This is a genomic window from Roseovarius atlanticus (assembly GCF_019802205.1).
Taxonomy (GTDB): Bacteria; Pseudomonadota; Alphaproteobacteria; order Rhodobacterales; family Rhodobacteraceae; genus Roseovarius; species Roseovarius atlanticus_A.
The window spans coordinates 190,637-217,524 of sequence record NZ_JAHVHQ010000004.1 but is presented as its reverse complement, the minus strand read 5'-3'; the positions used below and the strand labels follow the sequence as shown (position 1 = coordinate 217,524).

29 protein-coding genes are annotated in these 26,888 nt (G+C 65.9%); 11 read left to right on the top strand and 18 right to left on the bottom strand.

The window, feature by feature from the left end:
* The first annotated feature begins 200 nt into the window (after positions 1 to 200).
* The gene (locus tag KUV49_RS17650; RefSeq protein ID WP_222452283.1) at positions 201 to 1,691 is read left to right on the top strand and encodes a D-alanyl-D-alanine carboxypeptidase family protein; all 1,491 of its coding nucleotides are present in this window, start codon (positions 201 to 203) and stop codon (positions 1,689 to 1,691) included.
* Positions 1,692 to 1,829: 138 nt separating this feature from the next.
* On the opposite strand, the gene ccoS is transcribed toward KUV49_RS17650, so the two are convergent.
* From ccoS to KUV49_RS17625, 5 genes are all read right to left on the bottom strand, one after another.
* Positions 1,830 to 1,988 carry a cbb3-type cytochrome oxidase assembly protein CcoS gene (ccoS, locus tag KUV49_RS17645; protein WP_222452282.1) on the bottom strand — a complete coding sequence of 53 codons (159 nt, stop codon included), beginning with the start codon at positions 1,986 to 1,988 and terminating at the stop codon, positions 1,830 to 1,832.
* On the bottom strand, positions 1,985 to 4,180 hold the full coding sequence (locus KUV49_RS17640) for a heavy metal translocating P-type ATPase (protein ID WP_315899565.1): 2,196 nt from the start codon (positions 4,178 to 4,180) through the stop codon (positions 1,985 to 1,987). The genes ccoS and KUV49_RS17640 overlap by 4 nt, the downstream gene beginning before the upstream one ends.
* The gene (locus KUV49_RS17635; RefSeq protein WP_222452281.1) at positions 4,177 to 4,644 is read right to left on the bottom strand and encodes a FixH family protein; all 468 of its coding nucleotides are present in this window, start codon (positions 4,642 to 4,644) and stop codon (positions 4,177 to 4,179) included. Before KUV49_RS17635 ends, KUV49_RS17640 begins: the two co-directional genes overlap by 4 nt.
* The gene (locus KUV49_RS17630; protein ID WP_222452280.1) at positions 4,641 to 6,209 is read right to left on the bottom strand and encodes a cytochrome c oxidase accessory protein CcoG; all 1,569 of its coding nucleotides are present in this window, start codon (positions 6,207 to 6,209) and stop codon (positions 4,641 to 4,643) included. Before KUV49_RS17630 ends, KUV49_RS17635 begins: the two co-directional genes overlap by 4 nt.
* A gap of 125 nt (positions 6,210 to 6,334) precedes the next feature.
* Entirely contained in the window at positions 6,335 to 7,207 is an 873-nt protein-coding gene (locus KUV49_RS17625) for a LysR family transcriptional regulator (RefSeq protein WP_222452279.1), read from the bottom strand.
* 97 nt (positions 7,208 to 7,304) lie between these two features.
* Here KUV49_RS17625 and KUV49_RS17620 point away from each other — a divergent pair, with 97 nt between their 5' ends.
* Entirely contained in the window at positions 7,305 to 7,460 is a 156-nt protein-coding gene (locus KUV49_RS17620; protein WP_222452278.1) for a hypothetical protein, read from the top strand.
* A 214-nt stretch (positions 7,461 to 7,674) separates the two neighbouring features.
* Positions 7,675 to 8,493 carry an alpha/beta fold hydrolase gene (locus KUV49_RS17615; RefSeq protein ID WP_222452277.1) on the top strand — a complete coding sequence of 273 codons (819 nt, stop codon included), beginning with the start codon at positions 7,675 to 7,677 and terminating at the stop codon, positions 8,491 to 8,493.
* A 117-nt stretch (positions 8,494 to 8,610) separates the two neighbouring features.
* Here the strand turns inward: KUV49_RS17615 and ccoP are convergent, their stop codons facing one another.
* Genes ccoP through ccoN form a run of 4 tightly spaced genes read right to left on the bottom strand, consistent with a single transcriptional unit; the run spans position 8,611 to position 12,107 of the window.
* Positions 8,611 to 9,477 (bottom strand): cytochrome-c oxidase, cbb3-type subunit III, encoded by an 867-nt coding sequence (ccoP, locus tag KUV49_RS17610; protein WP_222452276.1) that lies wholly within the window; start codon positions 9,475 to 9,477, stop codon positions 8,611 to 8,613.
* Entirely contained in the window at positions 9,470 to 9,676 is a 207-nt protein-coding gene (locus KUV49_RS17605; RefSeq protein ID WP_222452275.1) for a cbb3-type cytochrome c oxidase subunit 3, read from the bottom strand. Before KUV49_RS17605 ends, ccoP begins: the two co-directional genes overlap by 8 nt.
* A 12-nt stretch (positions 9,677 to 9,688) precedes the next feature.
* A complete protein-coding gene (gene ccoO / locus KUV49_RS17600; protein WP_261391667.1) occupies positions 9,689 to 10,459 on the bottom strand; it encodes a cytochrome-c oxidase, cbb3-type subunit II in 771 nt (256 codons plus the stop codon).
* Between the two features lie 43 nt (positions 10,460 to 10,502).
* A complete protein-coding gene (ccoN, locus tag KUV49_RS17595; RefSeq protein ID WP_222452273.1) occupies positions 10,503 to 12,107 on the bottom strand; it encodes a cytochrome-c oxidase, cbb3-type subunit I in 1,605 nt (534 codons plus the stop codon).
* A 208-nt stretch (positions 12,108 to 12,315) separates the two neighbouring features.
* Between ccoN and KUV49_RS17590 the strand changes: the two genes are divergently transcribed.
* Positions 12,316 to 13,164: a universal stress protein gene (locus KUV49_RS17590; protein WP_222452272.1), complete on the top strand. Its 849-nt coding sequence runs from the start codon at positions 12,316 to 12,318 to the stop codon at positions 13,162 to 13,164.
* 55 nt (positions 13,165 to 13,219) lie between these two features.
* Here the strand turns inward: KUV49_RS17590 and KUV49_RS17585 are convergent, their stop codons facing one another.
* The gene (locus KUV49_RS17585; protein ID WP_222452271.1) at positions 13,220 to 13,801 is read right to left on the bottom strand and encodes a hemerythrin domain-containing protein; all 582 of its coding nucleotides are present in this window, start codon (positions 13,799 to 13,801) and stop codon (positions 13,220 to 13,222) included.
* 222 nt (positions 13,802 to 14,023) lie between these two features.
* Complete coding sequence (gene fnrL, locus KUV49_RS17580) at positions 14,024 to 14,770, bottom strand: transcriptional regulator FnrL (RefSeq protein WP_222452270.1); 747 nt, start codon at positions 14,768 to 14,770, stop codon at positions 14,024 to 14,026.
* A 68-nt stretch (positions 14,771 to 14,838) separates the two neighbouring features.
* Here fnrL and hemN point away from each other — a divergent pair, with 68 nt between their 5' ends.
* Positions 14,839 to 16,194, top strand: coding sequence for an oxygen-independent coproporphyrinogen III oxidase (gene hemN, locus KUV49_RS17575; RefSeq protein WP_222452269.1), 1,356 nt, complete (start codon positions 14,839 to 14,841; stop codon positions 16,192 to 16,194).
* A 6-nt stretch (positions 16,195 to 16,200) separates the two neighbouring features.
* Here hemN and KUV49_RS17570 read toward each other — a convergent pair whose 3' ends face one another.
* The 6 genes from KUV49_RS17570 to greA form a co-directional block, all read right to left on the bottom strand.
* Positions 16,201 to 16,617, bottom strand: a complete 417-nt coding sequence (locus KUV49_RS17570) for a GNAT family N-acetyltransferase (protein ID WP_222452268.1) — start codon at positions 16,615 to 16,617, stop codon at positions 16,201 to 16,203.
* Entirely contained in the window at positions 16,607 to 17,269 is a 663-nt protein-coding gene (tsaB, locus tag KUV49_RS17565) for a tRNA (adenosine(37)-N6)-threonylcarbamoyltransferase complex dimerization subunit type 1 TsaB (RefSeq protein WP_222452267.1), read from the bottom strand. Before tsaB ends, KUV49_RS17570 begins: the two co-directional genes overlap by 11 nt.
* Positions 17,270 to 17,273: 4 nt before the next feature.
* Positions 17,274 to 17,834: a NifU family protein gene (locus KUV49_RS17560; RefSeq protein WP_152493873.1), complete on the bottom strand. Its 561-nt coding sequence runs from the start codon at positions 17,832 to 17,834 to the stop codon at positions 17,274 to 17,276.
* Between the two features lie 85 nt (positions 17,835 to 17,919).
* On the bottom strand, positions 17,920 to 18,375 hold the full coding sequence (locus tag KUV49_RS17555) for a universal stress protein (protein ID WP_152493874.1): 456 nt from the start codon (positions 18,373 to 18,375) through the stop codon (positions 17,920 to 17,922).
* Positions 18,376 to 18,464: 89 nt separating this feature from the next.
* Positions 18,465 to 19,481, bottom strand: coding sequence for a hypothetical protein (locus KUV49_RS17550; RefSeq protein WP_222452266.1), 1,017 nt, complete (start codon positions 19,479 to 19,481; stop codon positions 18,465 to 18,467).
* A 27-nt stretch (positions 19,482 to 19,508) separates the two neighbouring features.
* Positions 19,509 to 19,979, bottom strand: coding sequence for a transcription elongation factor GreA (gene greA, locus KUV49_RS17545; RefSeq protein ID WP_222452265.1), 471 nt, complete (start codon positions 19,977 to 19,979; stop codon positions 19,509 to 19,511).
* Positions 19,980 to 20,261: 282 nt separating this feature from the next.
* Here greA and KUV49_RS17540 point away from each other — a divergent pair, with 282 nt between their 5' ends.
* The 3 genes from KUV49_RS17540 to KUV49_RS17530 all read left to right on the top strand — a co-directional run bounded on the left by KUV49_RS17540 (position 20,262) and on the right by KUV49_RS17530 (position 24,562).
* Positions 20,262 to 21,908, top strand: a complete 1,647-nt coding sequence (locus KUV49_RS17540; RefSeq protein ID WP_222452264.1) for an electron transfer flavoprotein-ubiquinone oxidoreductase — start codon at positions 20,262 to 20,264, stop codon at positions 21,906 to 21,908.
* 118 nt (positions 21,909 to 22,026) lie between these two features.
* A complete protein-coding gene (locus KUV49_RS17535) occupies positions 22,027 to 23,739 on the top strand; it encodes a tetratricopeptide repeat protein (protein ID WP_315899564.1) in 1,713 nt (570 codons plus the stop codon).
* A complete protein-coding gene (locus KUV49_RS17530; protein ID WP_222452263.1) occupies positions 23,726 to 24,562 on the top strand; it encodes a 4-(cytidine 5'-diphospho)-2-C-methyl-D-erythritol kinase in 837 nt (278 codons plus the stop codon). Before KUV49_RS17535 ends, KUV49_RS17530 begins: the two co-directional genes overlap by 14 nt.
* Before the next feature lie 4 nt (positions 24,563 to 24,566).
* Here KUV49_RS17530 and KUV49_RS17525 read toward each other — a convergent pair whose 3' ends face one another.
* Positions 24,567 to 25,568: a polyprenyl synthetase family protein gene (locus KUV49_RS17525; RefSeq protein WP_222452262.1), complete on the bottom strand. Its 1,002-nt coding sequence runs from the start codon at positions 25,566 to 25,568 to the stop codon at positions 24,567 to 24,569.
* A 56-nt stretch (positions 25,569 to 25,624) separates the two neighbouring features.
* Here KUV49_RS17525 and KUV49_RS17520 point away from each other — a divergent pair, with 56 nt between their 5' ends.
* The 3 genes from KUV49_RS17520 to KUV49_RS17510 all read left to right on the top strand — a co-directional run bounded on the left by KUV49_RS17520 (position 25,625) and on the right by KUV49_RS17510 (position 26,874).
* Positions 25,625 to 25,846 (top strand): DUF2007 domain-containing protein, encoded by a 222-nt coding sequence (locus KUV49_RS17520; RefSeq protein WP_152493880.1) that lies wholly within the window; start codon positions 25,625 to 25,627, stop codon positions 25,844 to 25,846.
* Positions 25,843 to 26,598 carry a tRNA1(Val) (adenine(37)-N6)-methyltransferase gene (locus tag KUV49_RS17515; protein WP_315899563.1) on the top strand — a complete coding sequence of 252 codons (756 nt, stop codon included), beginning with the start codon at positions 25,843 to 25,845 and terminating at the stop codon, positions 26,596 to 26,598. Before KUV49_RS17520 ends, KUV49_RS17515 begins: the two co-directional genes overlap by 4 nt.
* 111 nt (positions 26,599 to 26,709) lie before the next feature.
* Positions 26,710 to 26,874 carry a YdcH family protein gene (locus KUV49_RS17510; RefSeq protein ID WP_082630751.1) on the top strand — a complete coding sequence of 55 codons (165 nt, stop codon included), beginning with the start codon at positions 26,710 to 26,712 and terminating at the stop codon, positions 26,872 to 26,874.
* Positions 26,875 to 26,888: the final 14 nt, after the last annotated feature.

Here is a 26,888-nt window from a genome sequence, read left to right as displayed (position 1 = left end):
CGACATAATCCCGCCACAATTGCCGGTTTAGCGGTCCTGGCACAACCCACCACAACATGTGGCACGATTCCTCGAAGGATGGCCTCAAAATCTTTGAAAATAAACACTTTATCGAAATGCCCCCCTGTGCTACCTTTTTTCCCATAATGAATAGCCAGCCGGAAAACCGGCGGTGAACGAGGCAGAGAAAGAGCAGTTCCATGAGAACGCGAAGCAGGCAGCCCATCCGCTGGGGTCTGGTGGCTATGGCCACTATCTGGATGATGGTTATCGTACCGCTGAGCGCGGTCGCGGCCCCTTACGCAGCACTGGTGATGGACGCACGATCCGGCGAGGTGCTCCACGCGCGCAACGCCGACACCCGCCTTCACCCGGCATCCCTTACCAAGATGATGACCCTCTACGTGGTCTTCGAGGCGGTCGAGAACGGCGAGATCACGCTCGACACGCCCGTGCGCATCTCCAAACACGCGGCGTCCGAGCCGCCGTCGAAACTCGGCCTTCGGTCGGGCTCGACGATCAAGCTGCGCTACCTCATCCGCGCCGCGGCGGTCAAATCGGCCAACGACGCCGCCACGGCGCTCGGCGAGGCGATCGAAGGCTCCGAAGCCGCCTTCGCCCGGCGCATGAACCGCACCGCCAAGGCGCTCGGCATGACCCGCACCACCTTCAAGAATGCCCACGGCCTGACCGAAGAGGGCCACCTCTCGACCGCCCGCGACATGAGCCTGCTGGGCCGGCACCTGTTCTACGACTACCCCGAGTACTACAACCTCTTCTCGCGGGTCACCGCGGATGCGGGCATCAAGAAGGTCTATCACACCAACCGCCGCCTGCTGAACGACTACCGCGGCGCCGACGGCATCAAGACCGGCTACACCCGCGCCGCCGGCTTCAACCTGACCGCCAGCGCCGAGCGCGGCGGCGAGCGCATCATCGCCACCGTCTTCGGCGGCCGCTCCACCGCCTCGCGCAACGCCAAGGTGGCCGAGCTCCTGGATCTGGGCTTTCGCGAGGCGCCCACCCGCGTCGCCGTGAACCGCCCGTCCAAGCCCGTCTACATGGGCAAGATCGGCCCCGGCCCGGCAGACGACGGCCATTCCGTGCCCGGCGGCGTCGGCAAGACCGTGCGCCTGGCCTCCGCCGCCGCGGTCAAGAAATCCCTGCGCCCGCAGCGCCGCCCCGGCGAGGCCATCGTGGCCGAGGCCACTTCGAACGTGGGCAACAAGGAAGACATCGAAAAGGCCCTTCTGGCCGCCGCCGAGACCATCACCGAAGAGGCCACGCCGCCCGCCGCCCAGGGCAGCGCCGTGCCCACGGCGACCCCCAAGGCCCGTCCCGAGGACCTGGTCCTGGCGAGCGTCGATCCGTCCGCCGACACCACGGCAAAGGCGCAGGAGCCTGCCAGCGACCCGGTGCAAAAGGTGGTCACCCGCATTTCCACCTCGGGCGGCCGCCACTGGGGCATCAACGTCGGCCGCTATCCCAGCCAGTACAAGGCCCAGAAGGTCCTGCTGAAAACCGCCCTGAACGAGATGGAAACCCTCGACGGCTCGCTGCGCAAGGTGGTCAAGCGCTCCACCGGGTTCGACGCCAATTTCATGGGAATGACCCGCGAAAGCGCGGACCTCGCCTGCCGCCGGCTTCAGGCCAAGCAGATCACCTGCTTCATGATCGACCCCGGCGCGTAACCCGCGCCGCCACGATCCCGAAAAGACAAACGCCTGCGCCTCCCTCCGCGCAGGCGTTTTCCATTCCGGGCCCCGCCCCGGCTTTTTCTTGCTGAAAATACTCGAAATCCGACGGCCGCCACCCGGCCATCCGGCCCGCTACTGCTTCGGCTTGTCGTCGTAGGTGTCCCGCAGGATGCGCTCGGCATTCCCCTCCGGGTCGTCATACTGGTTGCTGCGCACCGTCCAGACGAAGAACGCCAGCCCCAGCCCGCCCAGGATCAGCGAGATCGGGATAAGATAGGCCAGGATCGTCATGCGCGCCTCCCCGACAGCCGCAACGCGTTCAGCGACACGGTAATCGAACTCGCCGACATCGCCAATGCAGCGATCAACGGCGTCGCCAGACCGGCCACCGCCAGCGGCACCGCGATGATGTTGTAGAGCGTCGCCAGCCGGAAATTCTCGGTGATCCGCCGCCGCGCCTTGCCCGCCACCACCAGCGCCTCGGCCAGCGGGGCCAGATCCGTGCCCAACAGAACCACGTCACTCGCCACCCGGGCCGCATCCAGCGCCGAGGCGGGCGAGATCGACACATGCGCCGCCGCCAGCGCCGCCGTGTCGTTCAGCCCGTCGCCGACCATCAGGACATGCGCGCCCTGACCGGACAGTTCCGCCACGATCCGCGCCTTGTCCTCGGGCAGCACGCCCGCGTGCCACGCCGCGATCCCCAGCCGGTCCGCCAGCGCCTTCACCGCCGGCTCCGTGTCGCCCGACACCAGCCACACCGCCTTGCCCGCGCGCAACAGCGCCGCCACCGCCGCTTCCGCGCCGGGCCGCAGCGCATCCTCGAAGGTCAGCGTCACGGGCGCCGCCTCGCCGATCTTCAGGTAGGTCGCCGTATGCTCGCAGGCCTCCGCCCCGACCCAGGCCGCCCGGCCCAGCCGCACCTCCAGGTCGCCCACGCGCCCCGACACGCCATAGCCCGGAACCTCGGCAATCTGCGTCACGTCAGCCGCCTTCACATCCGCCTCGCCCAGCGCCTTGGCAATCGCCCGCGCCAGCGGATGGGCCGAGCCGCGCGCCAGCGCCAGCGCCACGCCCCGCGCCGCGTCGTCCAGACCCTCCGCATTGGTCAGCACCGGCACGCCCGCCGTCAACGTGCCGGTCTTGTCGAACACCACCGTGTCGACCTCCGCCAGCCGCTCCAGCGCGGTCTCGTGCTTGATCAGCATGCCCTTTCGGAACAGCCGTCCCGACGCCGCCGTGGTCACCGCCGGCACCGCCAGCCCCAGCGCACAGGGGCAGGTGATGATCAGCACCGCCGCCGCGATGTTCAAAGCGGTGCGCATGTCGAACGTGTAGAGAAACCAGCCGGCAAAGGCCAAAGCCGACAGGATATGCACGCCGGGCGCATAAAGCTTCGCCGCCCGGTCGGCCAGCGACGTATAGCGCGACCGCCCCGATTCCGCGATGGCCACCAAATCCGCCATGCGGTGCAGCGACGTCTCCGCCCCCACCGCGCTCGCGCGGATGCGCAGCGGCCCGGTCAGGTTCACTTCGCCTGCCGACACCGCCTGCCCCGGCCCGGCAAAGACCGGCACGGTCTCGCCGGTCAGCAAAGAGCGGTCCAGCTCCGAGGTGCCCTCGACGATCTCGCCATCCACCGGCACGCGGCCGCCCGCGCGCACCAGCACCACGTCGCCCACCGCCAGCTCCGCGATGGGCCGCTCGACCTCTTGGCCGTCCTCGATGCGCCACGCCCTGGGCACTTCCAGCGCCGTCAGTTCCTCGGCCGCCGACCGCGCCACCGCCCGCGTCCGGTGATCCAGGTAGCGCCCCGCCAACAGGAAGAACACCAGCGCAATCGCCGCGTCGAAATAGGCGTGATGCCCCGACAGCGCCGTTTCCCACAGCGACGTCACCACCGCCAGCCCCACCGCCAGCGTGATCGGCACGTCCATGTTCAGCCGCCCATGCCGCAGCGCCGCCCAGGCGTTGCGATAGAACGGCACGCCGCAGAACGCCACGGCGGGCAGGGCAATCGCCGCCGAAATCCAGTGAAACATGTCCCGCGTCGCGTCATCCGCCCCGGACCAGACCGCCACCGACAACAGCATCACGTTCATCGCGGCAAAGCCCGCCACCGCCAGCCGCATCAACAGCTCGCGCCCGGCGCGGTCCGTCGCCGTGGCGTTCAGCGTGCCGGGGTCCAGCTCATGCGCCTCGTACCCCAGCCCTTCGACCAGGCGCACCATCTCGGCGGGCGTCACGTCTGCGTCCGCGTCGATGCTCGCCCGTTTCAGCGTCAGGTTCACCCGCGCCGAGCGCACGCCGGGATGCGCGGTCAGCCCGTCCTCGATCCTGGAAATGCACGCGGCACAATGGATCGTCGGCAGCGACAGCGCGATCTGTCCCGCCTCCGGCGCGACCTCCACGTCGTCCACACCAGGGGCCGCCGCACAGGCCGGGCAGCCCATAGCCGCCTGATGCCGCATCGCCACGGTCACGCGCCGTCCTCCTTGATCAACACCACGCGCTGCTGAAACACCGTGCCGTCCTCGGCCCGGGCCTCCATCCGTATGTTCCAGTTGCCCGCACCCAGCGGCACGGTGGCGAAATACGCCTCGCCGTCGAACCGGAACGCGGGCGTCACGTCATCCTTCACATGGGTCGCCCGCCCCACCGTGGCGTCCAGCGCGGCCACTTCCACCGGCTGGCCCTCCGCATCGGTGATCTTCAGCTCCAAGAGGCCCGCCTTGTGCGTCGCCGCCACGCTCCAGCCCAGCGCCTCCTGCGCGTCGCGCCGGTCGTCGAAGCTCTGGCTGGCGACATAGGAGTTCTTCGTCTCCAGCCCCGGAAAGGTCTTCACCGCCGAAAAGGCCAGCACCAGGTTCACCGCGATGATGATCGAAAACGCCCCGGCGAACCCGGCAAAGACGTGCCATCCCTTGATCGTGAAATCAGACTTCATTCGCCCCTCCCGTTGAACACCGTGTCCTTGTGGGCCCGGTCCCCGTTCGAGATGTCCTCGACCCACAGACGTACATCCGTGGCGTCACTCCGTGCGGCCTCCGACCCCTGCGGCGCGATCAGGTAGACGCGCTGCAAGTAGGTCTCGTTCGCCGGCACATCTACCGTTTCATAGGGGGTGCCTTCAAGCTGCACGCGCACCGATGGGTCGCCCTTTACCGAAATCCGCATCGGACGCGCCTCGCCATGCTTGTTGCGCAGCCGCACCTCGTAGGTGTTGCGGATCGACCCGTCCGACAGGGTGACGAAGGTCGGGTTGCGCACCGGCGCCACCGTCAGGTCGATATCCGGCCGGATGAACAGCGCAAACAGCAGCCCCGCCCCCACCAGCGACCACAGCGAGGTATACATGATCGTCCGGGGCCGCAGGATATGCTTCATGATCGGCTTCGGCGGCTTGCCCTCGCGCTCGCGCACCTCGTCGGTCAGCGCCATGTAGTCGATCAGGCCGCGCGGCTTGCCGATCTTGGCCATGATGTCGTCGCAGGCGTCGATGCACAGGCCACAGGTGATGCATTCCATCTGCTGCCCGTCGCGGATGTCGATCCCCATCGGGCAGACATTCACGCAGGCCATGCAGTCGATACAGTCTCCCGGCCCCTTCGCCGCCGCCGTGGCATCTGGCACCATGTCGCTCTCGCCGTTGGGCACCGGCGTCCGGGCGTAACTGCCCCCGGCGGTCGCCCCGGCGGCGTGCGACGCCGCCTCGGCCTTGACCGCGTCCTCGGTCTGCCGCCGCCGCACGTTGCCCTTGCCGCGCGGCTCGCCCCGCCAGTAGCGATAGCCGATGGTCAGCGTATCCTCGTCCATCATCGCCGCCTGGATGCGCGGCCACGGGCAGGCATAGATGCAGATCTGCTCCCGCGCGAACCCGCCGAAAAAGAACGTCGTGCCGGTCAGGATGGCGATGGTCGTATAGGCGATGGGATGCGCGTCCAGCGTGAAGAGGTCGCGCAACAGCGTCGGCGCATCGGTGAAATAGAACACCCATGCCCCGCCCGTGGCCACCGCGATCAGCAGCCACAGCGTCCACTTGGTCAGCCGCAGGCGCAGCTTGCGGGCATCCATCTTCTTCTGCCGGTGCAACCGCAGCCTTGCGTTGCGGTCGCCCTCGACCCAGCGTTCCACCAGGATGAACAGGTCCGTCCACACCGTCTGCGGGCAGGCATAGCCGCACCACACCCGGCCCAGCGCCGAGGTGAACAGGAACAGGCCCAGCCCCGCCATCACCAAAAGCCCTGCCACGAAATAGAACTCGTGCGGCCAGATCTCGATCCAGAAGAAGAAAAACCGCCGGTTCGCCATGTCCACCAGCACCGCCTGGTCGGGCAGCGACGGCCCCCGGTCCCACCGGATCCACGGCGTGACGTAATAGATCCCCAGCGTCACGATCATGATGATCCACTTGAAATTGCGGAACCAGCCGCTGACACGCTTGGGAAAGACAGGCTCCCGCGCGGCGTAAAGGCTGGGCGGGGTATCGGGGGAATCAGATGTAGAGGACACGGATAGCTCTCGCTCCGGTAAGGGTCTGTTGCGCCAGTGTCTTCTGCCACGGGTTCGGACGTCTCACATTGACTCAGGTCAAACCGATCCGTCGCAGGGTCCGGCGCAGATTCCGGCGCCGCCTATCACGCCTTCTGCCGCCGCAGCCACGTCACGAATTGCCGCGCCTTGGGGCGCAACACGCCGGGCCGCGTGACGATGTGATAGCCGGTCTCGCCCGCATCCCTGAACAGCAGCTTCAGCCGCCCCGCCTCCAGTTCCGCCTCGACCGAGGACATGGCGGTGCTGATCACCCCCTGCCCGGCCCGCGCGCCGTCCAGCATCAGGTTGCCGGGCACCTGCGTCACGCTCTTGGCGCGGCCCTCGGTGACGCCATGCTTGCGCAGCCAGTCCATCGACTCCGACGTACCCAGTTCCTCCAGCCACGGATACGCCAGCAGGTGCTCGGGCCGGGTGATCTCGCAGTCGCCCACCAGCGACGGCGCGGCGGTGATCACGATATCCGACGGCACCAGCATCTCCACCTCCAGCCCCGGCCAGTTGCCGTCGCCGAACCGGATCGCAAGGTCATAGCCCCCCGGCGTCAGCTCGTGCAGCTCCGCCGACGGGTTGATCATCAGGTCCACGCCGGGATGCCGCGTCTGGAAATCCATCAGCCGCGGCATCAGCCAGGTCGAGGCGAAGAGCTGCGTCGTCGATACCTGCACCGCCCGGTCCGCGTCGGCCCCGGTCAGCGCGTCGATGCTGCGCGCGATCGTGTCGAACCCGGTCTTCAGCGCATCGGCCAGCTCGCGCCCCTCGGTGGTCAGCTGCAACTTGCGCCCGCTGCGATCAACGAGCGGCACCCCCATCCGCGTCTCCAGCGCCTTGACCTGCTGGCTTATCGCGGCGTGGCTGACGTTCAGCGCCGCCCCCGCCGCCTGGGCCGAGCCGGTCTCGGACAGGGCCGCAAAGGCGCGCAATGCCGTCAGGGGCGGGAGGGTCAGCCAATCCGTCATGTAAACTCAGCTTACATATCGGAATTTTTCCTGAGTCGCAATGACGCGCTATAGGTGCCAGATTGAGGCTATCACACGAACCCGAAAGGAACACGACATGCTTGGTATTCTTTCAGATAGCTTCCGCACCGCCACCCGCCTCAATGACACCAACGTTCGCGAGGGCCGCGGCCACTGGGCGCCCAACACGCGCTTCGACAACCGCCGCGATGCCGAGCTTGAGGCGCATCGCATCGGCCGCCTGCCGCGCTAGGCGTCCCGATGTTCGAGGCCCGCGTCTTTCATCCCAAACCGCCCTCGCGCCCCCGGCCCTGTCCCTGGCCATGGCGCATGGGCCGCTGGCCCTATCAAATTCCTGATGTCGACCCGCGCGCGCGTTAGCCGCGCGGGGCGTCTCCCCTGACTGGCCCGTGGTCCCGGTCTCATGGCCGCGCCACGGGTCTTTTTTTACCAACGGGAATCCCCTTATGACCTGGAACCTGGCTCACACCGCAGACACGCCCGCCGGCCCCGTCGCCTGGGGCAGCGCCGGGTCGGGTCCGCCGCTCGTGCTTGCCCATGGCTGGCCGTGGTCGTCGGTGTCGTGGCACCGGCTCATCCCCACCCTGGCCAAAACCCATAGCGTCCACTGGTACGACATGCCCGGATATGGCCGCTCCGGCAAACGCGCCGATCAGCCCACCGGCCTCGACGTGCAGGGACAGGTCTTCGCCCACATGCTGACCCATTGGGGCCTCGAGCGCCCCCGCGTCGTGGCGCATGATTTCGGCGGGGCGACCAGCTTGCGCGCGCATCTGCTGCACGGGGCCGAATTCGACCGTCTCGTGCTGATGAACGTCGTGGCGATGCGGCCCTGGGGCTCGGATTTCTTCGACCATGTCGGCCGCCATGTCGACGCCTTCACCGGCCTTCCTCCGCATATCCACGAGGCCATCGTGCGGGCCTATATCGACGGTGCGCTCGTCACCGGCCTCGGCTCCGAAGACACCGAGGCGCTCGTCGCCCCGTGGCTGGACGAGGCCGGACGCGCCAGTTTCTACCGCCAGTTCGCCCAGGCCGACGAGTGCTTCACCGCCGAGATCGAGCCGCGTTACGGCGCCGTCCGCTGCCCGGTCACGATCGTCTGGGGAGAGGCCGATCCCTGGATCCCGCTCGACCGGGGCCGCGCCCTGCACGGCCTGATACCGGGGTCGGACTTCAAGACACTGCCGGGGGTCGGCCACCTGCCCCAGCTCGAAGCGCCCGAGGCGGTGCTGCGCGCCCTGTCGGGCGTGCTCGACGGCTGACCTGGTGAAACGAAAAACACCGGCCTTTCCCGGAATGCGCGAACAGAGGGAAAGGCCGGTGCCGTCCCGGGGGCATTGCAATGGTGCCTCCGGGAATCTCGATATGGGAACGTCAGCTCATTCGCCGCCGCCCAGCTGGTGGACATAGGCCGCCACCGCGCGGATCTCGGCCTCCGTCAGGCGCTCCTGCCAGGACGGCATCACGCCAAAGCGCGCATTCCACACGGTTTCGTAAATCGCGTCGTAATCCCCGCCATAAAGCCAGATCGCGTCGGTCAGGTTGGGCGCGCCCTGTTCGATCATGCCCGTGCCCTGCTCGCCGTGGCAGGCGGCACAGTTGTACTCGAACACTTCCGCACCCGCTTCGGCGGCTTGTGCGTCCTGCGGCTCGCCCGACAGGGACATGACGTGGTTCACCACCTGCACGACCTCTTCCTCGGTCAGCAGTTCGTCGCGGCCAAAGGCCGGCATGGCCGAATAGCGCGCGTCGGGGTCCTCGTCGTTGCGGATCCCGTGGGTGACGGTGGTATGGATCGCCTCCATCGTGCCGCCCCACAGCCACGCGTCGTCCGACAGCGTCGGATAGCCGGTGGCCCCGCCGCCCTCGCGCCCGTGGCACTGCACGCACCAGGTGTTGAACACCGCCTCGCCGGCCGACCGGGCATAGCCCGCCAGCTCGTCATCGCCGGGGATCGCCGCCAGCTCGGCACTTGCCAGCCGCTCGTTGATCTCCGAGTTGGCCGCCTCTGCCGCCTCGATCTCGGTCTGCACGTTGGCCCGGGTCGAATACCCCAGGTAGCCCTGCGTCGCGCCCGAGATCATCGGCCAGGCCGGATAGGCGATCGTGTACCACACGCCCCAGATGATGGTGGCGTAGAACACCCACAGCCACCAGCGCGGCAAGGGGTTGTTGTATTCCTCGATCCCGTCCCACTCGTGGCCGGTCGTCTCGACCTCGTGCTTGTCTTGCGGTTTCTTAGCCATTGTTCTGGTCCTCCTCGGAGGCACGGCGCGTGGCCGGGGCCGGCGCATCTTCGTTGCGGAAGGGAATGTCTGCGACATCCTGGTAGGCGCTCCGCGATCCGGGCCGCATGACCCATATCACGACGCAGATGAAGAAGGTGAAGAGCGCCAGCAGCATCCAGCTGTCCGCGAACTCCCGCAGCAGGGAATAGGTGTCCATCGTCGTCCCTCCTTACCGGCTGGCCACGGGCGTGAAGGTCGAGAAATCGACCAGCGTGCCCAGCATCTGCAGATAGGCGATCAGGGCGTCGGCTTCGCTGATGCCCGGACGGCCGTCGAAATTGGCCACCTGCGCGCTTTCGCCATAGCGTTCGATCAACCCGTCATAGTCACTGTCGGGATCGGCCTGCGCCTTGAAATCCGCCTGCGCGTTTTCCACATGCGCGTCCTCGTAGGGCACACCCACCAGCTTGTGCGTCGCCAGAAGATCCCCCACGTATTGCCCGTCGATCAACCGCTCTTCCAGATAGCCGTATTTGGGCATCACCGATTCCGGCACCACCGATTGCGGGTCGCGCAGGTGGTCCAGGTGCCAGGCGTTCGAATACCGCCCGCCCACGCGCGCCAGGTCCGGCCCGGTGCGCTTCGACCCCCACTGGAACGGGTGGTCGTACTGGCTCTCGGCCGCAAGGCTGTAATGCCCGTACCGCTCCACCTCGTCCCGCATCGGCCGGATCATCTGGCTGTGGCAGACATAGCATCCCTCGCGGATGTAGATGTCACGCCCGGTCAGCTCCAGCGGGGTGTAGGGGCGCATCCCCTCCACTTCCTCGATGGTGTTCTCCAGCCAGAACAGCGGTGCGATCTGCACGATGCCGCCGATCGTGACCACCAGGAAGGCAAAGATCGCCAGGAGGGTCACGTTGCGTTCCAGGATCTGGTGCCGGTCCAGGAAGGTCTTCTTCTTGGGCCGGTCCCCCACGCCCGAGGCCGAGGCCGGCATCGGGGGTTTCTGCATTTTCTCGTCAGCCATTTTCCGGCCCTCCTTATTCAGCCGGGACAGCGGAGTTGTCGGTCTGCACCGCCGGGCTCCGTCTGACTGTCATGTAAAGGTTGTAGCACATGATGAGTGCGCCAGAGAGGAACATGACCCCGCCCAGACCGCGCACCACGTACATCGGAAGCTTCGCGCTCACCGTGTCGGCAAAGGAGTTCACCAGGAACCCGTTGGCATCCACTTCACGCCACATCAGGCCTTCCATGATACCCGTCACCCACATCGACGCCGCGTAGAGAATGATCCCGATCGTCGCCAGCCAGAAGTGCCAGCTCACCAGGCTCAGGCTGTAAAGCCGCTCGCGGTTCCACAGTTTCGGCACCAGGAAGTACAGGCAGCCAAAGGTGATCATCCCGTTCCAGCCCAGCGCGCCGGAATGCACGTGCCCGATGGTCCAGTCGGTGTAATGCGACAGGCTGTTCACCGCGCGGATCGACATCATCGGCCCCTCGAAGGTGGACATCCCGTAAAAGCCCAGGCTGATCACCATCATCCGGATCACCGGATCGGTCCGCAGCTTGTCCCACGCGCCGCTGAGCGTCATCAGCCCGTTGATCATCCCGCCCCAGGACGGCATCCACAGGATGATCGAGAACACCATGCCCAGCGTCGAGGCCCAGTCGGGCAGCGCCGTGTAATGCAGGTGGTGCGGTCCCGCCCAGATATAAAGGAAGATCAGCGCCCAGAAGTGGATGATCGACAGTTTATAGCTGAACACCGGCCGCCCGGCCTGCTTCGGCACGAAGTAGTACATCATCGCCAGGAAGCCTGCCGTCAGGAAGAAGCCCACGGCGTTGTGGCCGTACCACCATTGCGTCATCGCATCCTGCACGCCCGAAAAGACCTGCACGGATTTCGAGCCGAAGATGCTCACAGGGATCGACAGGTTGTTCACCACGTGCAGCATCGCGACCGTGATGATGAACGACAGGTAAAACCAGTTCGCCACGTAGATATGCGGCTCTTTCCGCTTCACCAGCGTGCCGACGAACACCGCCAGGTAGGACACCCAGACGATGGTCAGCCACCAGTCCACGTACCACTCGGGCTCCGCGTATTCCTTGGATTGCGTCGCGCCCAGCAGGTAGCCGGTGGCGGCCAGCACGATCACCAGCTGGAACCCCCAGAACACGAACCACGCCAGGTTCCCGCCCCACAGACGCGCGGCACAGGTGCGCTGCACCACGTAAAACGACGTCGCGATCAGGGCGTTGCCGCCGAAGGCGAAGATCACCGCGCTGGTGTGCAGGGGCCGCAGCCGGCCAAAGTTCATGTAGCCTTGCGCCCATTCGAAATTGAGGTTCGGAAAGGCCAGCTGGAACGCGATGAACGTCCCCACCAGAAAGCCCACGACTCCCCAAAGCGCCGTGGCGATCACCCCCGCGCGCACGACCCCGTCCATGTATTCCCCGGACAGGTCGACCACCGGCCGGTCCTCGTCCGTGTTGCGCAGCACCCATATGAACATGCCCGCCGCCACCAGGGCGATGGTCAGCGCATTCACAAGGTACGCGATATCCCGTGCCTGGTTGGCGGCGAACAGCGCGAAGAACGCGATCAGCCCCAGCAGGATCAGTTTTACGTAGTTACCCATTTTGCGTCCCTTTGCCGTATGTCCGCACGGACGCCCCCCCCGGGGACGCCGCACGGATCTATCAGACTGACCCGCTTATTTCCGATGCCGACTCGGGGCGCTTTGATCTGCATCAAAGGTTTTGCAGGTAACGGTTGATCCCCATCAAGGCGCGCCACGCGGCCCGGACCTACGCTCTGCGCGAACGGTCAATAAACGGAGTACCGCAATGTCCTGGAAAACGATCTTCTGCGCGCTGTCCGACTTGTCCCGGGTCGAGCACACCCTGACCCATGCCGCCGATCTCGCGCGACTGCACGGCGCGCATCTCGACGTGCTCAGCCTCGGTGTCGCCCGCGATCCGGCCACGCATTACTTCTCCGGCGCCGGTGCCGGCGCCATGATGGTGCAGAACATATTCGAAGGCTGCCACGAGGAAGCCGCCGAGATCGACAGCGCCGCGCGCGCGGTCCTGGGCAAGCAGGACGGTTTCTTCTGGTCCTGCGACAAGGGCGTCGCGCAGCTGGCCGACCTGGGGCACCATGTGGCCGACCGCGCCCGCTTTGCCGATCTCGCCGTGCTGCCGATGCCCTATGGCGAGGGGCTGGGCCCCGAGCTTGCCCCCCTGACCGAGGCGATCCTGTTCGACGGGCGCATCCCCGCCATGGTCCTGCCGAACGCGCCCGACATCACCCTCGACCCCAGGCGGGTCGTGGTCGCCTGGAACGACGGGCGCGAGGCGCTGCGGGCGGCCCGCGACGCCCTGCCGATGCTGCAACGCGCCGACCGCGTGCATGTCGTGGTGGTCGATCCGCCGGTGCACGGCCCGAACCGCTCCGATCCCGGCGGGCTGGTCTCGCAATTCCTGGTGCGCCACGGCGTCACGGTCGAAATCGACGTGCTGTCGAAAACCCTGCCCCGCGTCGCCGACGTGCTCCTGCGCCGCGCGCAGGATATCGACGCCGATGCGCTGGTCATGGGGGCCTACGGCCATTCCCGCGTCCGCGAGGCGGTCTTCGGCGGCGCCTCCCGCCACATGCTGGAACATGCGCCCCTGCCGCTCTTCATGGCGCATTAAGGCGGAGCCCATCGCCACACTCGGGACAAGGCACAGGTCTTGTCCCCCCTCGGCCTCAGACCGACCCGAGGTAGTACCCGATGGCCTCTTCCAGTTCCGTCTCCTCGTACCCGAAATGCGAGCGCACGACCTCTTCCAGCTTTCGGTACGTGGCGGCGGCCTGGGCAAAGTTCGCCTCGTCGGGGTTGTCCGCCAGGGCGTCCGCGGCATCCCCCAGGCGGACGATCAACTCGTGGACCACCTCGTGCTCTGACATCAGCTTGGCCACGACCTCCCGGAACATCCCGCCGCCCGCCGCTTCGATCCGCGGGAACATATCGGTGGTCTCGATGTCGTGGTGAAACTTCAGCACCTGGCACTCGCGCCCGCACAGCGTTCCGAACACGCGAAAGTTCTCGGCCATGTCCAGCGACAGCACGATCTGCCTCAGGTCGTCGGGCGGGCTGTCCCGCGCCTCGATCCGCGCCAGCACCGCGCCGATCTGCGCCATCTCCATCAGGTAGTGCCGGTGGATCGCCGCCAGCTGCCGGCCCTGCCGCCGGTGCCTGTCCGTGGCCTCCGGCACAGGCGGCGCCGTCGGCCGCGCGGCTTCGTCAAGGGTAAGGTCGTCCAGGGAGCGGGTCGAAAGATCGGTCATGCCCGCTAACAAAGCCCCCGCCCTCGTGAAGTCAAGCCCGCCCGACACACCGTAGGGTGGGTGAAAACCCACGCGCCGCGCCTTAACCGCACATTAACCCCGAACGCTCCGTTAACCCCGCCGATCCGGGAAAATCGCACCGTCGCGATACCACTCGGATACCGACGCGATACCGACATCGAATTTCTTCTATATTCAAACGGTTAACCCCGATTCCCGGGCTCAGGCCAGCATCCCGCCGTCGCTGTCGTCCCCGGCCTCTTCCAGCAGGCGGTCGAAGTCCGGCACCGTCACGTGCCGCTTGCCTTCCAGGTGGATCACCTGGTCACGCTTCAACGCGCTGATCTGCCGGCTCACCGTCTCCAGCGTCAGGCCCAGGTAGTCAGCCATCGCCTCGCGTGTCAGCGGCAGGTCGAACACCACCTGTCCCGCGGCCTTGGACATGTTCAAGACCGCGTTGCGCCGCCCCAGGATGGCCAGGAAAGATGCGATCTTTTCCCGCGCCGTCTTGCGCCCCAGAAGCAGCATCCATTCGCGCGCCGCATCCAGTTCGTCCAGCGTCATCTCCAGCAGGCGCTGCCCGATATGCGGCGTGACTTCCATCATGTTTTCAAAGGGATGCTTGCGGAAACAGCACATCACCACGTCGCTCACCGCGACCACGTTATAGGCCGCCTTCTCGCGCCCCGGACGGCCCACGAAATCGCTCGGCAACAGCAGGCCCACCATCTGCGTGCGCCCGTCCTCCAACGTCTGGGTCAGCATCGCGATCCCCGAGACGACCGACCCCACGAAATCCATCCGGTCCCCGGCCCAGATCAGCGTCCGTCCCGCCTCGAAGCTGCGGTAGTACTTGATCTGGTCCAGCTGCTCCAGCTCCTGCGCGTCACATCGCGCGCACACGGCCCGGTGCCGAATCGGGCATTCCCCGCATTCGCGGGGGATCGTCTCATGTGCGTCTTTGAGCATCGACAGTGCTTTCGGTCGAGTTGATCTGCATCAAGGTTTTCGTGTTTTCCCACCTCTAATCTAACGTTATGATTGACCGAGAACAACTCCGCAGACTGGGACTGTTCGACGCGAATGTACCGCGTTACACCAGCTATCCCACGGCCCCGCATTTCTCTGATTCCGTTGGGTTTTCGACCATGCGGGACTGGATTTCCGCCATCACTCCGGGCAGCGAGATTTCGCTTTACCTGCATGTGCCTTTCTGCCGCAGGTTGTGCTGGTTCTGCGCCTGCCGGACGCAAGGCACCAAGTCGCTCTCGCCCGTCGCCGCCTACGTGGAAACCCTCAAGGCCGAGCTGGCACTTCTGAAGAACACCCTGCCCGAAGGCGTCACCCTGTCGCGCCTGCACTGGGGCGGCGGTACGCCGACGCTGCTGTCGGCCGACCTGATCACCGATCTCGCCAACGCGGTGCGCGACACCGTGCCGTTCGGCGACGACACAGAGTTCTCGGTCGAGATCGACCCGAACGAGATCGACGCCCCCCGGATCGAAGCGCTCGCCGCCGCGGGCATGAATCGTGCTTCCGTGGGCGTGCAGGATTTCGACGACGTGATCCAGCAGGCCATCGGCCGTATCCAGACCTTCGACATCACCCGCGACACGATCGACGCATTGCGCGCCGCCGGCGTGCGCAGCCTCAACGCCGACATCCTGTACGGCCTCCCGCACCAGACCGGGGCGCGCATGGTCGAAAGCGTGCAGAAGCTCCTGTCGCTCAACCCCGACCGCGTGGCGCTTTACGGCTATGCCCACGTGCCCTGGATGGCCAAGCGCCAGCAGCTTATCCCGTCCGACGCGCTGCCCACGCCCGAGGAACGGCTGGAGCTGTTCGATGCCGCCCGCCGCCTGTTCGTCTGGGATGGCTATCAGGAGATCGGGATAGACCATTTCGCCACGCCCGATGATGGCCTCAGCATCGCGAAGAAGCTGGGGCGCCTGCGCCGCAACTTCCAGGGCTACACCGACGACACGTCCGAGGTCCTGGTGGGCCTTGGCGCCTCGTCGATCTCGCGTTTTCCGCAAGGCTATGCCCAGAACGCCCCCGCCACCGGCGCCCATACCGGCGCCATTCGCGAGGGCCGCTTCTCCACCAGTCGAGGGCACGTGTTCAAGGGCCAGGATCTTCTGCGGGCGCGCCTCATCGAGGCCGTCATGTGCGATTTCCGGGTGGATGCCGGTGAAATCTGCGAGACGTTCAGCATGTCCCGCCAGGCGGTCCGCAGCTTGCTCGAGCCGACGGCACGCGCCTTCGACGGGCTTGTCGACCTCAGCAACGAGGGTCTCTTCATCCCCCCGGCGGCGCGCCCGCTGACCCGGATGATCGCCCGCAGCCTCGACGCCTACGACCTCAGCCGCGCAGGCCACAGCCCGGCGATCTGACGCGCTTCAGGTCAGTCGCTTTTCCAGCACAAGCGCATCGACCGGGCGGCCATGGGACCGGGTATAGTATCCCACCCGCCGCGCCAGGTCCGAGAATCCTTCGGACAGGTAGAGCGCCAGCGCGGCGTCGTTGTCGGCGGCCACTTCCAGAAACAGGCGCTCGGCCCCGCGGGACACGGCCGCGTCTTCGAAAGCGCGCAGGCAGGCCCGACCGCGCCCCTGGCGCCGCTCCTCCGGGTCGGTGGCCAGTGTCAACAGCTCGGCTTCGCCCGCCACGGCCTGGCCCATGGCAAACGCCTTGGTGTCCCCCACGACGAAAACATGGTCCCGGTCCAGAAGGTCGCGAAACTCCGTCGCGCTCCAGCTGCGGCTTTGCCCTGCAAAGGCCCGCGCATGAAGCTCCGCCAGCGCCTCAGGCGTCATCGAGAATGACCGGCGGCACGTCCCGTGACGGCGCCGCGTCCGCGGGCTTGAGGTAGAGCGGCGCAGGCGGCGGCACCGGCTCGCCCAACCTGCGCGCCACGATCAGGGCAATCGCCGTCGCCGGGTCATGCAAGGGGCGCAACGCCCGGGCCCCGATCCGGGCCGCCACCGGCTCGGCTGCCGCACCGACACAATGCAGATTGGCGTCGAAAATCTCCGCAGACATCTCGTCGAGCGGCACCAGCTTTGGCCCGAACGCCCGCCGCAATCCGAATCCTTGGGCATAGACCTGATCCCGCGGCGCATCGCGCACCGACAGGATCGGTCCGTCATGGCCGAACGCCGCCGCTTCCAGGATGCTGACCCCCACTGCGGGCACGTCCAGCGACAGGGCCAGCCCCCGCGCGGCGGAGACGGAAATGCGGATGCCGGTGAAATTCCCCGGTCCTATCCCCACGCCGATACCATCGAGGTCGCGCCATGCGGCCCCCGCGCGGGCCAGCGTCTCTTCCAGCGCCGGGAAAAGGGCCTCGGCCTGGCCCTTGGGCATTTCGACATGCGATTCCGCCACGATGCCCTGCCCTGAAAGCAAGCACACCCCCAGCCAGGGGCCGGAGGTGTCGAATGCCAGAACGCGCCGAGCGTCGGTCACGAGGTCAGACCCCGACCGGACGCACCTCGGTGACTTCGGGGATGTAGTGGCGCAGCAGGTTCTCGATCCCCATCTTCAGGGTGATGGTCGAGGACGGGCACCCGGCGCAGGCGCCCTGCATGTGCAGGTAGACAACGCCGCGTTCAAATCCATGAAACGTGATATCGCCGCCATCCTGCGCCACCGCCGGGCGCACGCGGGTGTCCAGCAACTGCTTGATCTGGTCGATGACTTCCGCGTTTTCGCCTTCGCTCGCGGCGTGGCCCGACTCGGCGGCCTCGCCCGTCATGACCGGCTGGCCGGACTGGAAATGCTCCATGATCGCGCCCAGGATCGCGGGCTTCACGTGATCCCATTCCACCGCGTCCTGCTTGGTCACGGTGACGAAATCATTGCCGAGGAAGACCCCGGTCACACCGTCCACGCCAAAGACGCGCGCGGCCAGCGGCGACTTGTCGGCAGTGTCCGCCGTGGGAAAATCCGCGGTCCCGGCTTCCAGCACGGTCTGGCCGGGAAGGAATTTCAGCGTTGCAGGATTCGGGGTCGATTCTGTCTGGATGAACATGGTGCGCGCCCTCTTTTTCAGTTGCTCAAGATATGCGCAGCGGGGTGGGTGCTGTCAAGGTTTGGAACGATTCTAAAAAAGTCGGTCACGTGATCGCTTCCAGCCGCTCCTTGCTCAAATCACCCGGAACAATGGTGATCGGGATCGGCAACCCACCGGAATTCTTCGACAATTGCGACACCAGCGGGCCCGGGCCCTTCTTGTCGGCACTGGCGCCAAGCACCAGAACGCCAATTTCGGTGTCTTCCTGGACCTGCGCCATGATCTCGGCCACCGGCTCGCCCTCGCGGATGACCAGCTCGGGGTCGATGCCCTGCTTGTCGCGCATCCACTTGGCGAAAACCTCGAAATGCGCGTGGATTCGCTCGCGGGCCTCCTCGCGCATGATGTCCCCGACGCCGATCCAGTGGTTGAACTCCTCGGGCGGAATCACCGCGAGAATTTCGACACCGGCCTGCGTGTTCTTGGCGCGCATGGCGGCGAACCGCATCGCGTTAAGGCATTCGCGGCTGTCGTCCAGCACCACGAGAAACTTGCGCATGATGTTCCCTTTGTCTTGCGGCGTTCATATTGCCGGGTTCGAAGGCATCGGGCAACCGCCGCTTTCGGGTTGGGCCGATCGGGCCGCTATCAATCGAACGTGCCCGCGACCCGGCCCACCAGCATGAAGGCGCGCGCCGTGCGGGTGTCCGACATCTCGGACATCTCGGCATCCGTCGCCACCTCGGCGAACTGGCTGATCGTGCGGTCGAAAAGCCGCAGGAAATGGTGCGCCGCATCGCGAAAGATCGTGTCCTGCTTCATCCGCGCCGCCGTCAGCGCCAGCGACGAACGGTCCCGCACCCCGCCCAGCGCGGCCACGGCGCGCCCCCGTTCTCCGGCGGCAAAGCGGCGCCAGACCTCGGGGCGGGCCATGTCGGGGCGCAGGTCATCCATGTAGATACCGTCCTGCGACAGCAGCGTCAGCACGTCCTGGCTGGCCTGGATCAACTGCGCGCTCTGCCGGTTCTTCAGCGCCCGCCGCAACGCCGCAAAGCCGGCCTTGTCCTCGGCATTCTCGGGAAAGTTCAGCGCGCGAATGAAATCCTCGGTGGCCAAGGGGGGCGTCATGTCCTCGGGCGGCGTGCCCAGCGGCAACGCCACCTGGTCGGCGCTGGTCTCTTCCGGCGCGTGCACCGGCGCGGGGCGCGGCTCCGTGGCCTGCCGCACGGTCGAGAACGTGGCCAGGGCCGTCTCCGTCTTGCGCTGCGCCGCCGCGATTTCCTCGAGCTTCTTGGCGACCGAGGTCTGCGAGACGTCATGCCCCCCCTGGCTCTGCGCCACGTAGGCCTGCCGGATCGCGTCGATCGCCGTTTGCAAGCGCTGGCTTTCTTCACGCATCACCTTGCTGGACCGCGCCGCGGTCGCTGCGACCCAGATCATCGCCACCGGCATGAAGATCGCCAGCAGCACCACCACGAACTGCAGCGCCCCGCCGGATTCGGTGAACATGCCCATCGGCTCCAGAACCAGAAAGAACACCGCCGTTCCCAGCAGCCACACCGCTGTCAGGGCGAGCGCAATCACCTCGACCCCGGTCACCCTGTCCTTGCGGGGCCGGTCATAGACGCCAAGCGGCGTCTGCGGTGACTGGTTTCGGTCGGTCATGGGCAAACCTGAGTGAAAGGAATCGGGTCAGATATAGGCGACCTTCAGCACTTCGTAGGCCTTGTCGCCACCTGGTGTGCGCACTTCTACGCTATCGCCCTCTTCCTTGCCAATGAGCGCCCGCGCGATCGGCGATTTCACGTTCAGCAAGCCCTTTTCGATATTGGCCTCGTACTCGCCCACGATCTGATAGGTCTTTTCCTCGTCCGTGTCCTCGTCCACCAGGGTCACCGTGGCGCCGAACTTGATCGGGCCGGACAGCTTCTTGGGGTCGATCACGTCCGCCAGGCTGATCGCGCCTTCCAGTTCCTTGATGCGGCCCTCGATGAAGGACTGCTTTTCCTTGGCGGAATGGTACTCGGCATTCTCCGACAGGTCGCCATGTTCACGCGCCTCGGAAATCGCCTTGATGATGGCGGGGCGCTCGACGGATTTCAGCTGTTTCAGCTCCGCGTTCAGCGCATCGAAACCGTCCTGTGTCATCGGGATCTTATCCATGACCTGTCCTTTTTTCTGTCCCTAGTATCACCAAGGGGCCGCCCTTCCGCGACCCCGTGCCATTTTCAAACCATGCGCGACAGATTGACCCGACCTGCCCCGGCAATGCAAGTGGGACCTGACCGTCGCCCGCGCAATCGCGCCGAAACTTGCGCCTTTTTGACGCTTTTGGGTACCTGTTACGTCGTGTTCGAATTGACCTTGCGCAACCCCGCGCGATAACCAGTTGCGAAGTTTCTTACGCGGGCCGCCCACGGGCCGGACGACCAGGAGAGGACCAAGATGACCCAAGTCGAACGCGAAGCCATGGAATACGACGTCGTGATCGTCGGCGCGGGGCCCGCGGGCCTCAGCGCCGCGATCCGCCTGAAACAGCTCGACCCCGAGCGCGAGGTCGTCGTGCTGGAAAAAGGCTCCGAGGTGGGCGCGCATATCCTGTCGGGCGCGGTGCTCGATCCGTGCGGCCTCGATGCGCTCATCCCCGACTGGAAGGAAAAAGGCGCCCCCCTGAACGTCCCGGTCAAGGAAGACAATTTCTACATGCTGGGCGAGGCGGGCAAGGTTCGTATCCCCAACTTCCCCATGCCGCCGCTGATGAACAACCACGGCAACTACATCGTCTCGATGGGCAATGTCTGCCGCTGGATGGCCGAACAGGCCGAAAGCCTGGGCGTCGAGATCTTCCCCGGCATGGCCTGCTCGGAACTCGTCTATGGCGAGAACGGCGAGGTGAAAGGCGTCGTCGCGGGTGAATTCGGCAAGAACGCCGACGGCACCCCCGGCCCCGGCTACGAGCCCGGGATGGAGTTGCACGGCAAATACGTCTTCCTGTCCGAGGGCGTGCGCGGCTCGCTGTCCAAGGAGGTCATCGCGAAATACGACCTCTCCAAGGGCAAGGAGCCGCAGAAATACGGCCTCGGGATGAAGGAAATCTGGGAAATCGACCCCGAAAAGCACCGCGAAGGCACCGTCACCCACACCATGGGCTGGCCCCTGGGCAAGAACGCGGGCGGTGGCTCGTTCATCTACCACCTCGACAACAACCAGGTCTATGTCGGCTTCGTGGTGCACCTCAACTACAAGAACCCGCACCTTTTCCCCTACATGGAATTCCAGCGGTTCAAGCATCACCCGGTGGTGGCCGACCTGCTGAAGGGCGGCAAGCGCGTGGCCTACGGCGCCCGCGCTATTTCCGAGGGCGGGTACCAGTCGATGCCCAAGATGGTCGCGCCCGGCGTGGCGCTGCTGGGTTGTTCCGTGGGCATGGTCAACGTGCCGCGCATCAAGGGCAACCATAACGCCATGCTGTCGGGCAAGGCCGCGGCCGAGGCCGCCCACGCCGCCATCGAGGGCGGGCGCGCCAGTGACGAACTGGCCGATTACGAGACCGAAGTCCGCAACGGCGCTATCGGCGCGGACCTGAAAAAGGTGCGCAACGTCAAACCCTTGTGGTCCAAGTACGGCCTCACCGCCTCGCTCACCCTGGGGGGGCTCGACATGTGGACCAACACGCTGGGCTTTTCGTTCTTCGGCACGATCGGCCACGGCAAGAACGATGCCGAGGCCACCGAACCGGCCAGCAAGCACAAGGAAATCGACTATCCCAAGCCCGACGGCAAGCTCAGCTTCGACCGGCTGACCAATGTCAGCTTCTCGATGACCAACCACGAGGAAAGCCAACCTGCCCACCTCAAGCTGAAGGACCCGAAGATCCCGGTCGAAGTGAACCTGCCCAAGTATGCCGGCCCCTCGGCCCGCTACTGCCCGGCAGGCGTCTACGAGTTCGTGGAAAAGGACGGCGAGCAGCAATTCGTCATCAACTTCCAGAACTGCGTGCACTGCAAGACCTGCGACATCAAGGATCCGACCCAGAACATCGTCTGGACCACGCCTCAGGGTGGCGACGGGCCGAATTATCCCAATATGTGACCAACAGGCGAAATGATGCGAGTGCGAGGGCGGCAAATCAGCCGCCCTCATTGCGTTGGCACGCGCCACATACTACCTTCGCGCAATCATAGACCGCAGAGGCAGGGAGCTCGTACCCGTGAAAATCCTGACCGCAGGCGCAATCGCCGCGCTGTTGCAGGGCATCGCATTGCCCGCACTGGCAGACATCAATGTCGGCGCGTACCTCGCTGCAAGGCAGGCGCGCTACCTAAACGACTTCGACGCGGCCGCCCGGTACTACACGCAGGCGCTGACCCGGGACGCGGCAAACCCCGTGATTCTCGAAAGCACCGCCATCGCCTTCATGGCGCTGGGTGACATCGACCGCGCCGTTCCGGTCGCGCGCCAGATCGAGGAACAGGATCTCGAAAGCCAGGTCGCCTTCATGGCCCTGATCGCCGAGGACATGTCAAAGGGCAACCACGACGCCGTGATCGAGCGGATCGAGGCCGGCAACGGCATCGGCAAGCTGGCCGACGGTCTGGTCATGGCCTGGACCGAACTGGCCCGTGGTGATGTCGATGCGTCCCTCGCCCTGTTCGACGAGGTCGCCGAGGAACGCGGCCTGAAGAATTTCGCCCTCTATCACAAGGCGCTGGCGCTCGCCTCCGTGGGCGATTTCGAGGCCGCCGAGGCCATCTTTTCCGGCGAGGGCCAGGATGCGCCGCTGCAACGCACCCGGCGCGGCACCCGCGCCTGGGTCACCGTTCTCAGCCAACTGGAGCGCAACGACGAGGCCATCGCCCTCCTGGACGATGCGTTCGGCACCACCCCGGATCCCGAGATCCTGGCGCTGCGCGCCGAATTGGAAACCGGCCTGCCGGTCGCCTTCGACATGATCTCCGGGCCGCAGGATGGCGTCTCCGAGGTCTTCTTTTCCATAGGCCAGGCCCTCTTGGGCGACATGGGCGATGATTACACCCTGCTCTACGCCCGTGTGGCCCAGTACCTGAACCCCGATCATATCGACGCGGTCCTGATGTCCGCGGAACTCCTGGAGTCGCTGGAACGCTACGAACTGGCCACCCAGGCGTACAAGAGCGTACCGCGCGATCACCCGTCGTTCACCGCCGCCGAGATGGGCCGCGCCGAGGCGCTGCGCCGCGCCGACAAGCTGGATACCGCCATCGAGGTTCTGGGACAGCTGCGCGAGTCCCATCCCGACCTGCCCATGGTGCATGTCGCAGCCGCCGACCTCTATCGCCAGAACGAAGACTACGGCAAGGCCGTCACCGCATATGACACGGCCATCGAGCTTCTGGGCGAGGCGCAGCCGGGTCACTGGTTCATCTACTATGCCCGCGCCATCAGCCACGAGCGGCAGGATGAGTGGACCGAGGCCGAGGCCGATTTTCGCAAGGCATTGGAACTGAACCCCGAACATCCGCAGGTGCTGAACTATCTCGGCTATTCGCTGGTGGAAAAACAGGTCAAGCTGGATGAAGCGCTGGACATGATCGAACGCGCCGTAGAGGCTCAGCCCGAGTCAGGCTATATCGTCGACAGCCTCGGCTGGGCGCTGTACCGATTGGGCCGCTACGAGGAATCCATCGGTCACATGGAACGCGCCGCCGAGCTGATGCCGGTGGACCCGGTGGTCAACGACCACCTTGGCGACGTCCTCTGGGCCGTGGGCCGCGAGGTCGAGGCCCGGTTCCAGTGGAGGCGTGCGCTGTCCTTCGTCGACAAGGAAAACCCCTCGCCCGATGTCGAGCCCGACCGCATGCGCCGCAAGCTCGAGGTCGGCTTGGACGTCGTGCTGCAGGAAGAAGGCGCGCCCCCGCTGGAGGTTGCCGATGACGGCGGCTGAGGGCTTCGCCCCGGCCAAGATCAACCTGACGCTGCACGTTACCGGGCAGCGTGAGGACGGTATGCACCTGCTCGATTCGCTGGTCATGTTCGCCGATCTGGGCGATCACCTGACAGTCACGTTGTCGGACACGCCGCAGCTTACGGTCAGCGGACCGATGGCAAAGGACGTGCCCGACGGGCCCGACAACCTCGTGCTGCGGGCCGCCGACCTGATGGGAGCCAGCGCGGATATCACCCTCGACAAGGTTCTGCCTCATGCCGCAGGGCTTGGTGGCGGCTCGTCGGACGCAGCCGCGACCCTGCGCGTGCTCTCGCGCCTGACCGACACGCCCATTCCGCCCGATGTCAGCGCGCTGGGTGCCGACGTGCCGGTATGCCTTGGCAACGGTGCCGCCAGGATGCGGGGGATCGGCGAACAGGTGACCGCCGCACGCGACCTGCCCTGCCTCCACGCGGTGCTTATCAATCCCGGCGTACCCATGCGCACGCCCGACGTCTTTGCCGCCGTCGGCCAGAAGAACAACACGCCGATGCCCTCGGAAATCCCCGAGAACCTCAGTGCGATCGACTTTATCGACTGGCTTCGGGGGATGCGCAACGACCTGGAGTATGCCGCGATCAGCCAGACACCCGTGATCTCACAGGTATTGGGCGCGCTCAACGTGACGGCGGGCTGCCGCATGGCCCGGATGACCGGCTCGGGCAGCAGTTGCTTCGGTCTCTACACCGACGAGGAAACGGCCCGCGCCGCCGAAGGGCGTCTGAAAGAAGAGAATCCGGGCTGGTGGATCACCGCCACCCGCCTCAACGCGCAGCCCTGACCGCCTAGCGGATCCGGGCCACCACGTAATCCGACAGCGCCAGCAGCATGTCCCGCACCGGATGTTCGGGCAGTTGCGCCATCGCCGCGTTGGCCTTCGCCGTCCAGGCCAGCGCGTCGTCCCGTGTCGCCTCCAGCGTGCCGTGATGGGTCAGCAGTCGCAGCGCCTCGTCCAGGTCGCCGTCGCGCTGGTCGCCCTTCTCGATGGTCCGGGCCCAGAACGCGCGTTCGCCCTTGTCGGCCAGCGCCACCGCCTTGATCACCGGCAGGGTCAGCTTGCGCTCGCGGAAATCGTCGCCCACGTTCTTGCCCGTGGCCTTGGCATCGCCCTGGTAATCCAGCAGGTCATCGACGATCTGGAACGCGATGCCCAGCGCATCGCCATAATCGAACAGCGCCTGCACCTGGTCGTCCGAAACGCCGGCGATCACGCCACCCACCTCGGTCGCCGCCGAAAACAGCGCCGCGGTCTTGCCCCGCACGATCTGCAGGTAGACGTCCTCGTCCGTCTTCAGGCTGCGCGACGCGGTCAGTTGCAGCACCTCGCCCTCGGCAATCGTCGCCGCGGCGTTGGACAGGATGTCCAGCACCTTCAAGGATCCGGTTTCCACCATCAGCTGGAACGCCCGCGCGAACAGGTAATCCCCGGTCAACACGCTGGACTTGTTGTCGAACAGCAGGTTCGCCGTCGGCCGACCGCGCCGCTGTGCGCTTTCGTCCACCACGTCGTCGTGCAACAGCGTCGCGGTATGGATGAACTCCACCGTCGCGGCCAGCTTCACGTCGTCCTCGCCGAGATATCCGCACAGGTCCGCCGCCGCCAGCGTCAGCATCGGTCGCAGCCGCTTGCCGCCCGCCTCGACCAGATGCGCCGTCACTTCCGGAATACGCGGCGCGTGGCGCGACGCCATCCGCGCACGGATCAGGCTATTGACCTCGCCGAGCTTGCCCTCGAAATGCGAGGCCAGCGCTTCGTGCGGCTTGGTTGCGGCGTGGTCCAGTCCCATCAAACTCCCGTCACTCAGGCTCGACAATGCGCGTCCGGTGTCCTTAAGTCATCCCCATGAAGCATCTTCTCAGCACCACCGACCCGACCGTGATGGCATTCGCCAAAGCCTTGCTTCAGGGCGAGGATATAGACTGCTTTGAATTGGACGTAAACATGAGCGTCCTCGAGGGCGGCATCGGAATCTTCCCCCGACGCCTCATGGTCAGCGAGGATGATTATCTTCCCGCCCGCCAGGCCCTTCAAGACAACGGGATCGAGGTCGAGGCGCTTTCGTGACGCACCCGACCACCTGCGACGATTTTCTCGGCGGACGGCTGAAGATCCTGCAACCCCGAAACGGCTATCGCGCCGGCATCGACCCTGTGCTCCTGGCCGCAAGCATTCCCGCGCATCCGGGCGACACCGTGCTCGACCTCGGCTGCGGTGTCGGTGTCGCGGGGCTGTGCCTGGCCCGGCGGGTGCCAGACATCCGCCTGACGGGCCTGGAGCGCCAGCCTGCCTATGCCGCCCTTGCCCGACGGAACGGCGCCGCGAACGACCTGCCGTTCGAGGTCATCGAGGGCGATCTTGCCGCCATGCCCGGAACGCTGAAAGAACGCCAGTTCCACCACGTTCTGGCCAATCCGCCCTATTTCGACCGTGCCGCCAGCACCACCGCCACCGATCCGGGCCGCGAAGGCGCCATGGGCGAGGACACACCTCTTGCGGACTGGGTCGCCGCCGCCGCCAAACGCACCCGGCCCAAGGGCACCACCACATTCATCCAGCGCGCCGAGCGCCTGCCAGAGCTTCTGTCCCACGCCGCGCGCCACCTTGGCAGCCTGCAGCTCCTGCCACTGATTCCCCGCCCCGGACGCCCCGCGCGGCTGGTCCTTCTGCGCGGACGGCGCGGCGGACGGGCCGCATTCCGGCTGCATGACGGCTGGTGCCTGCATTATGGGCAGGTGCACGTTAACGATTCCGAAAACTACACCCCGGCAACGGCTTGCATCCTGCGCGACGGCGGGGAACTGCCTTTCCCGGCCTGATTTAGGCAAGTTGTAGCTAATTCCTGCCGCCCGATTTTGCGTACGCAGCGTGACAGATTACATGTTTTGTGCTGCACTATCCCGTGCACATCAGAAAGAGGAGACGCATTCATGGCTTTGAGTTCACATGTCGAGGAACTTAAGAAGAAACACCAGGCTCTCTCGGATCAGGTCGAAGCGGCACAGCGTGCCCCGGGCACACCCGACCTCGAAATCTCAAGCATGAAAAAGCAGAAACTCCGACTGAAAGAAGAGATCGAACGACTTTCCCATTAGCATGTCACGCAAAG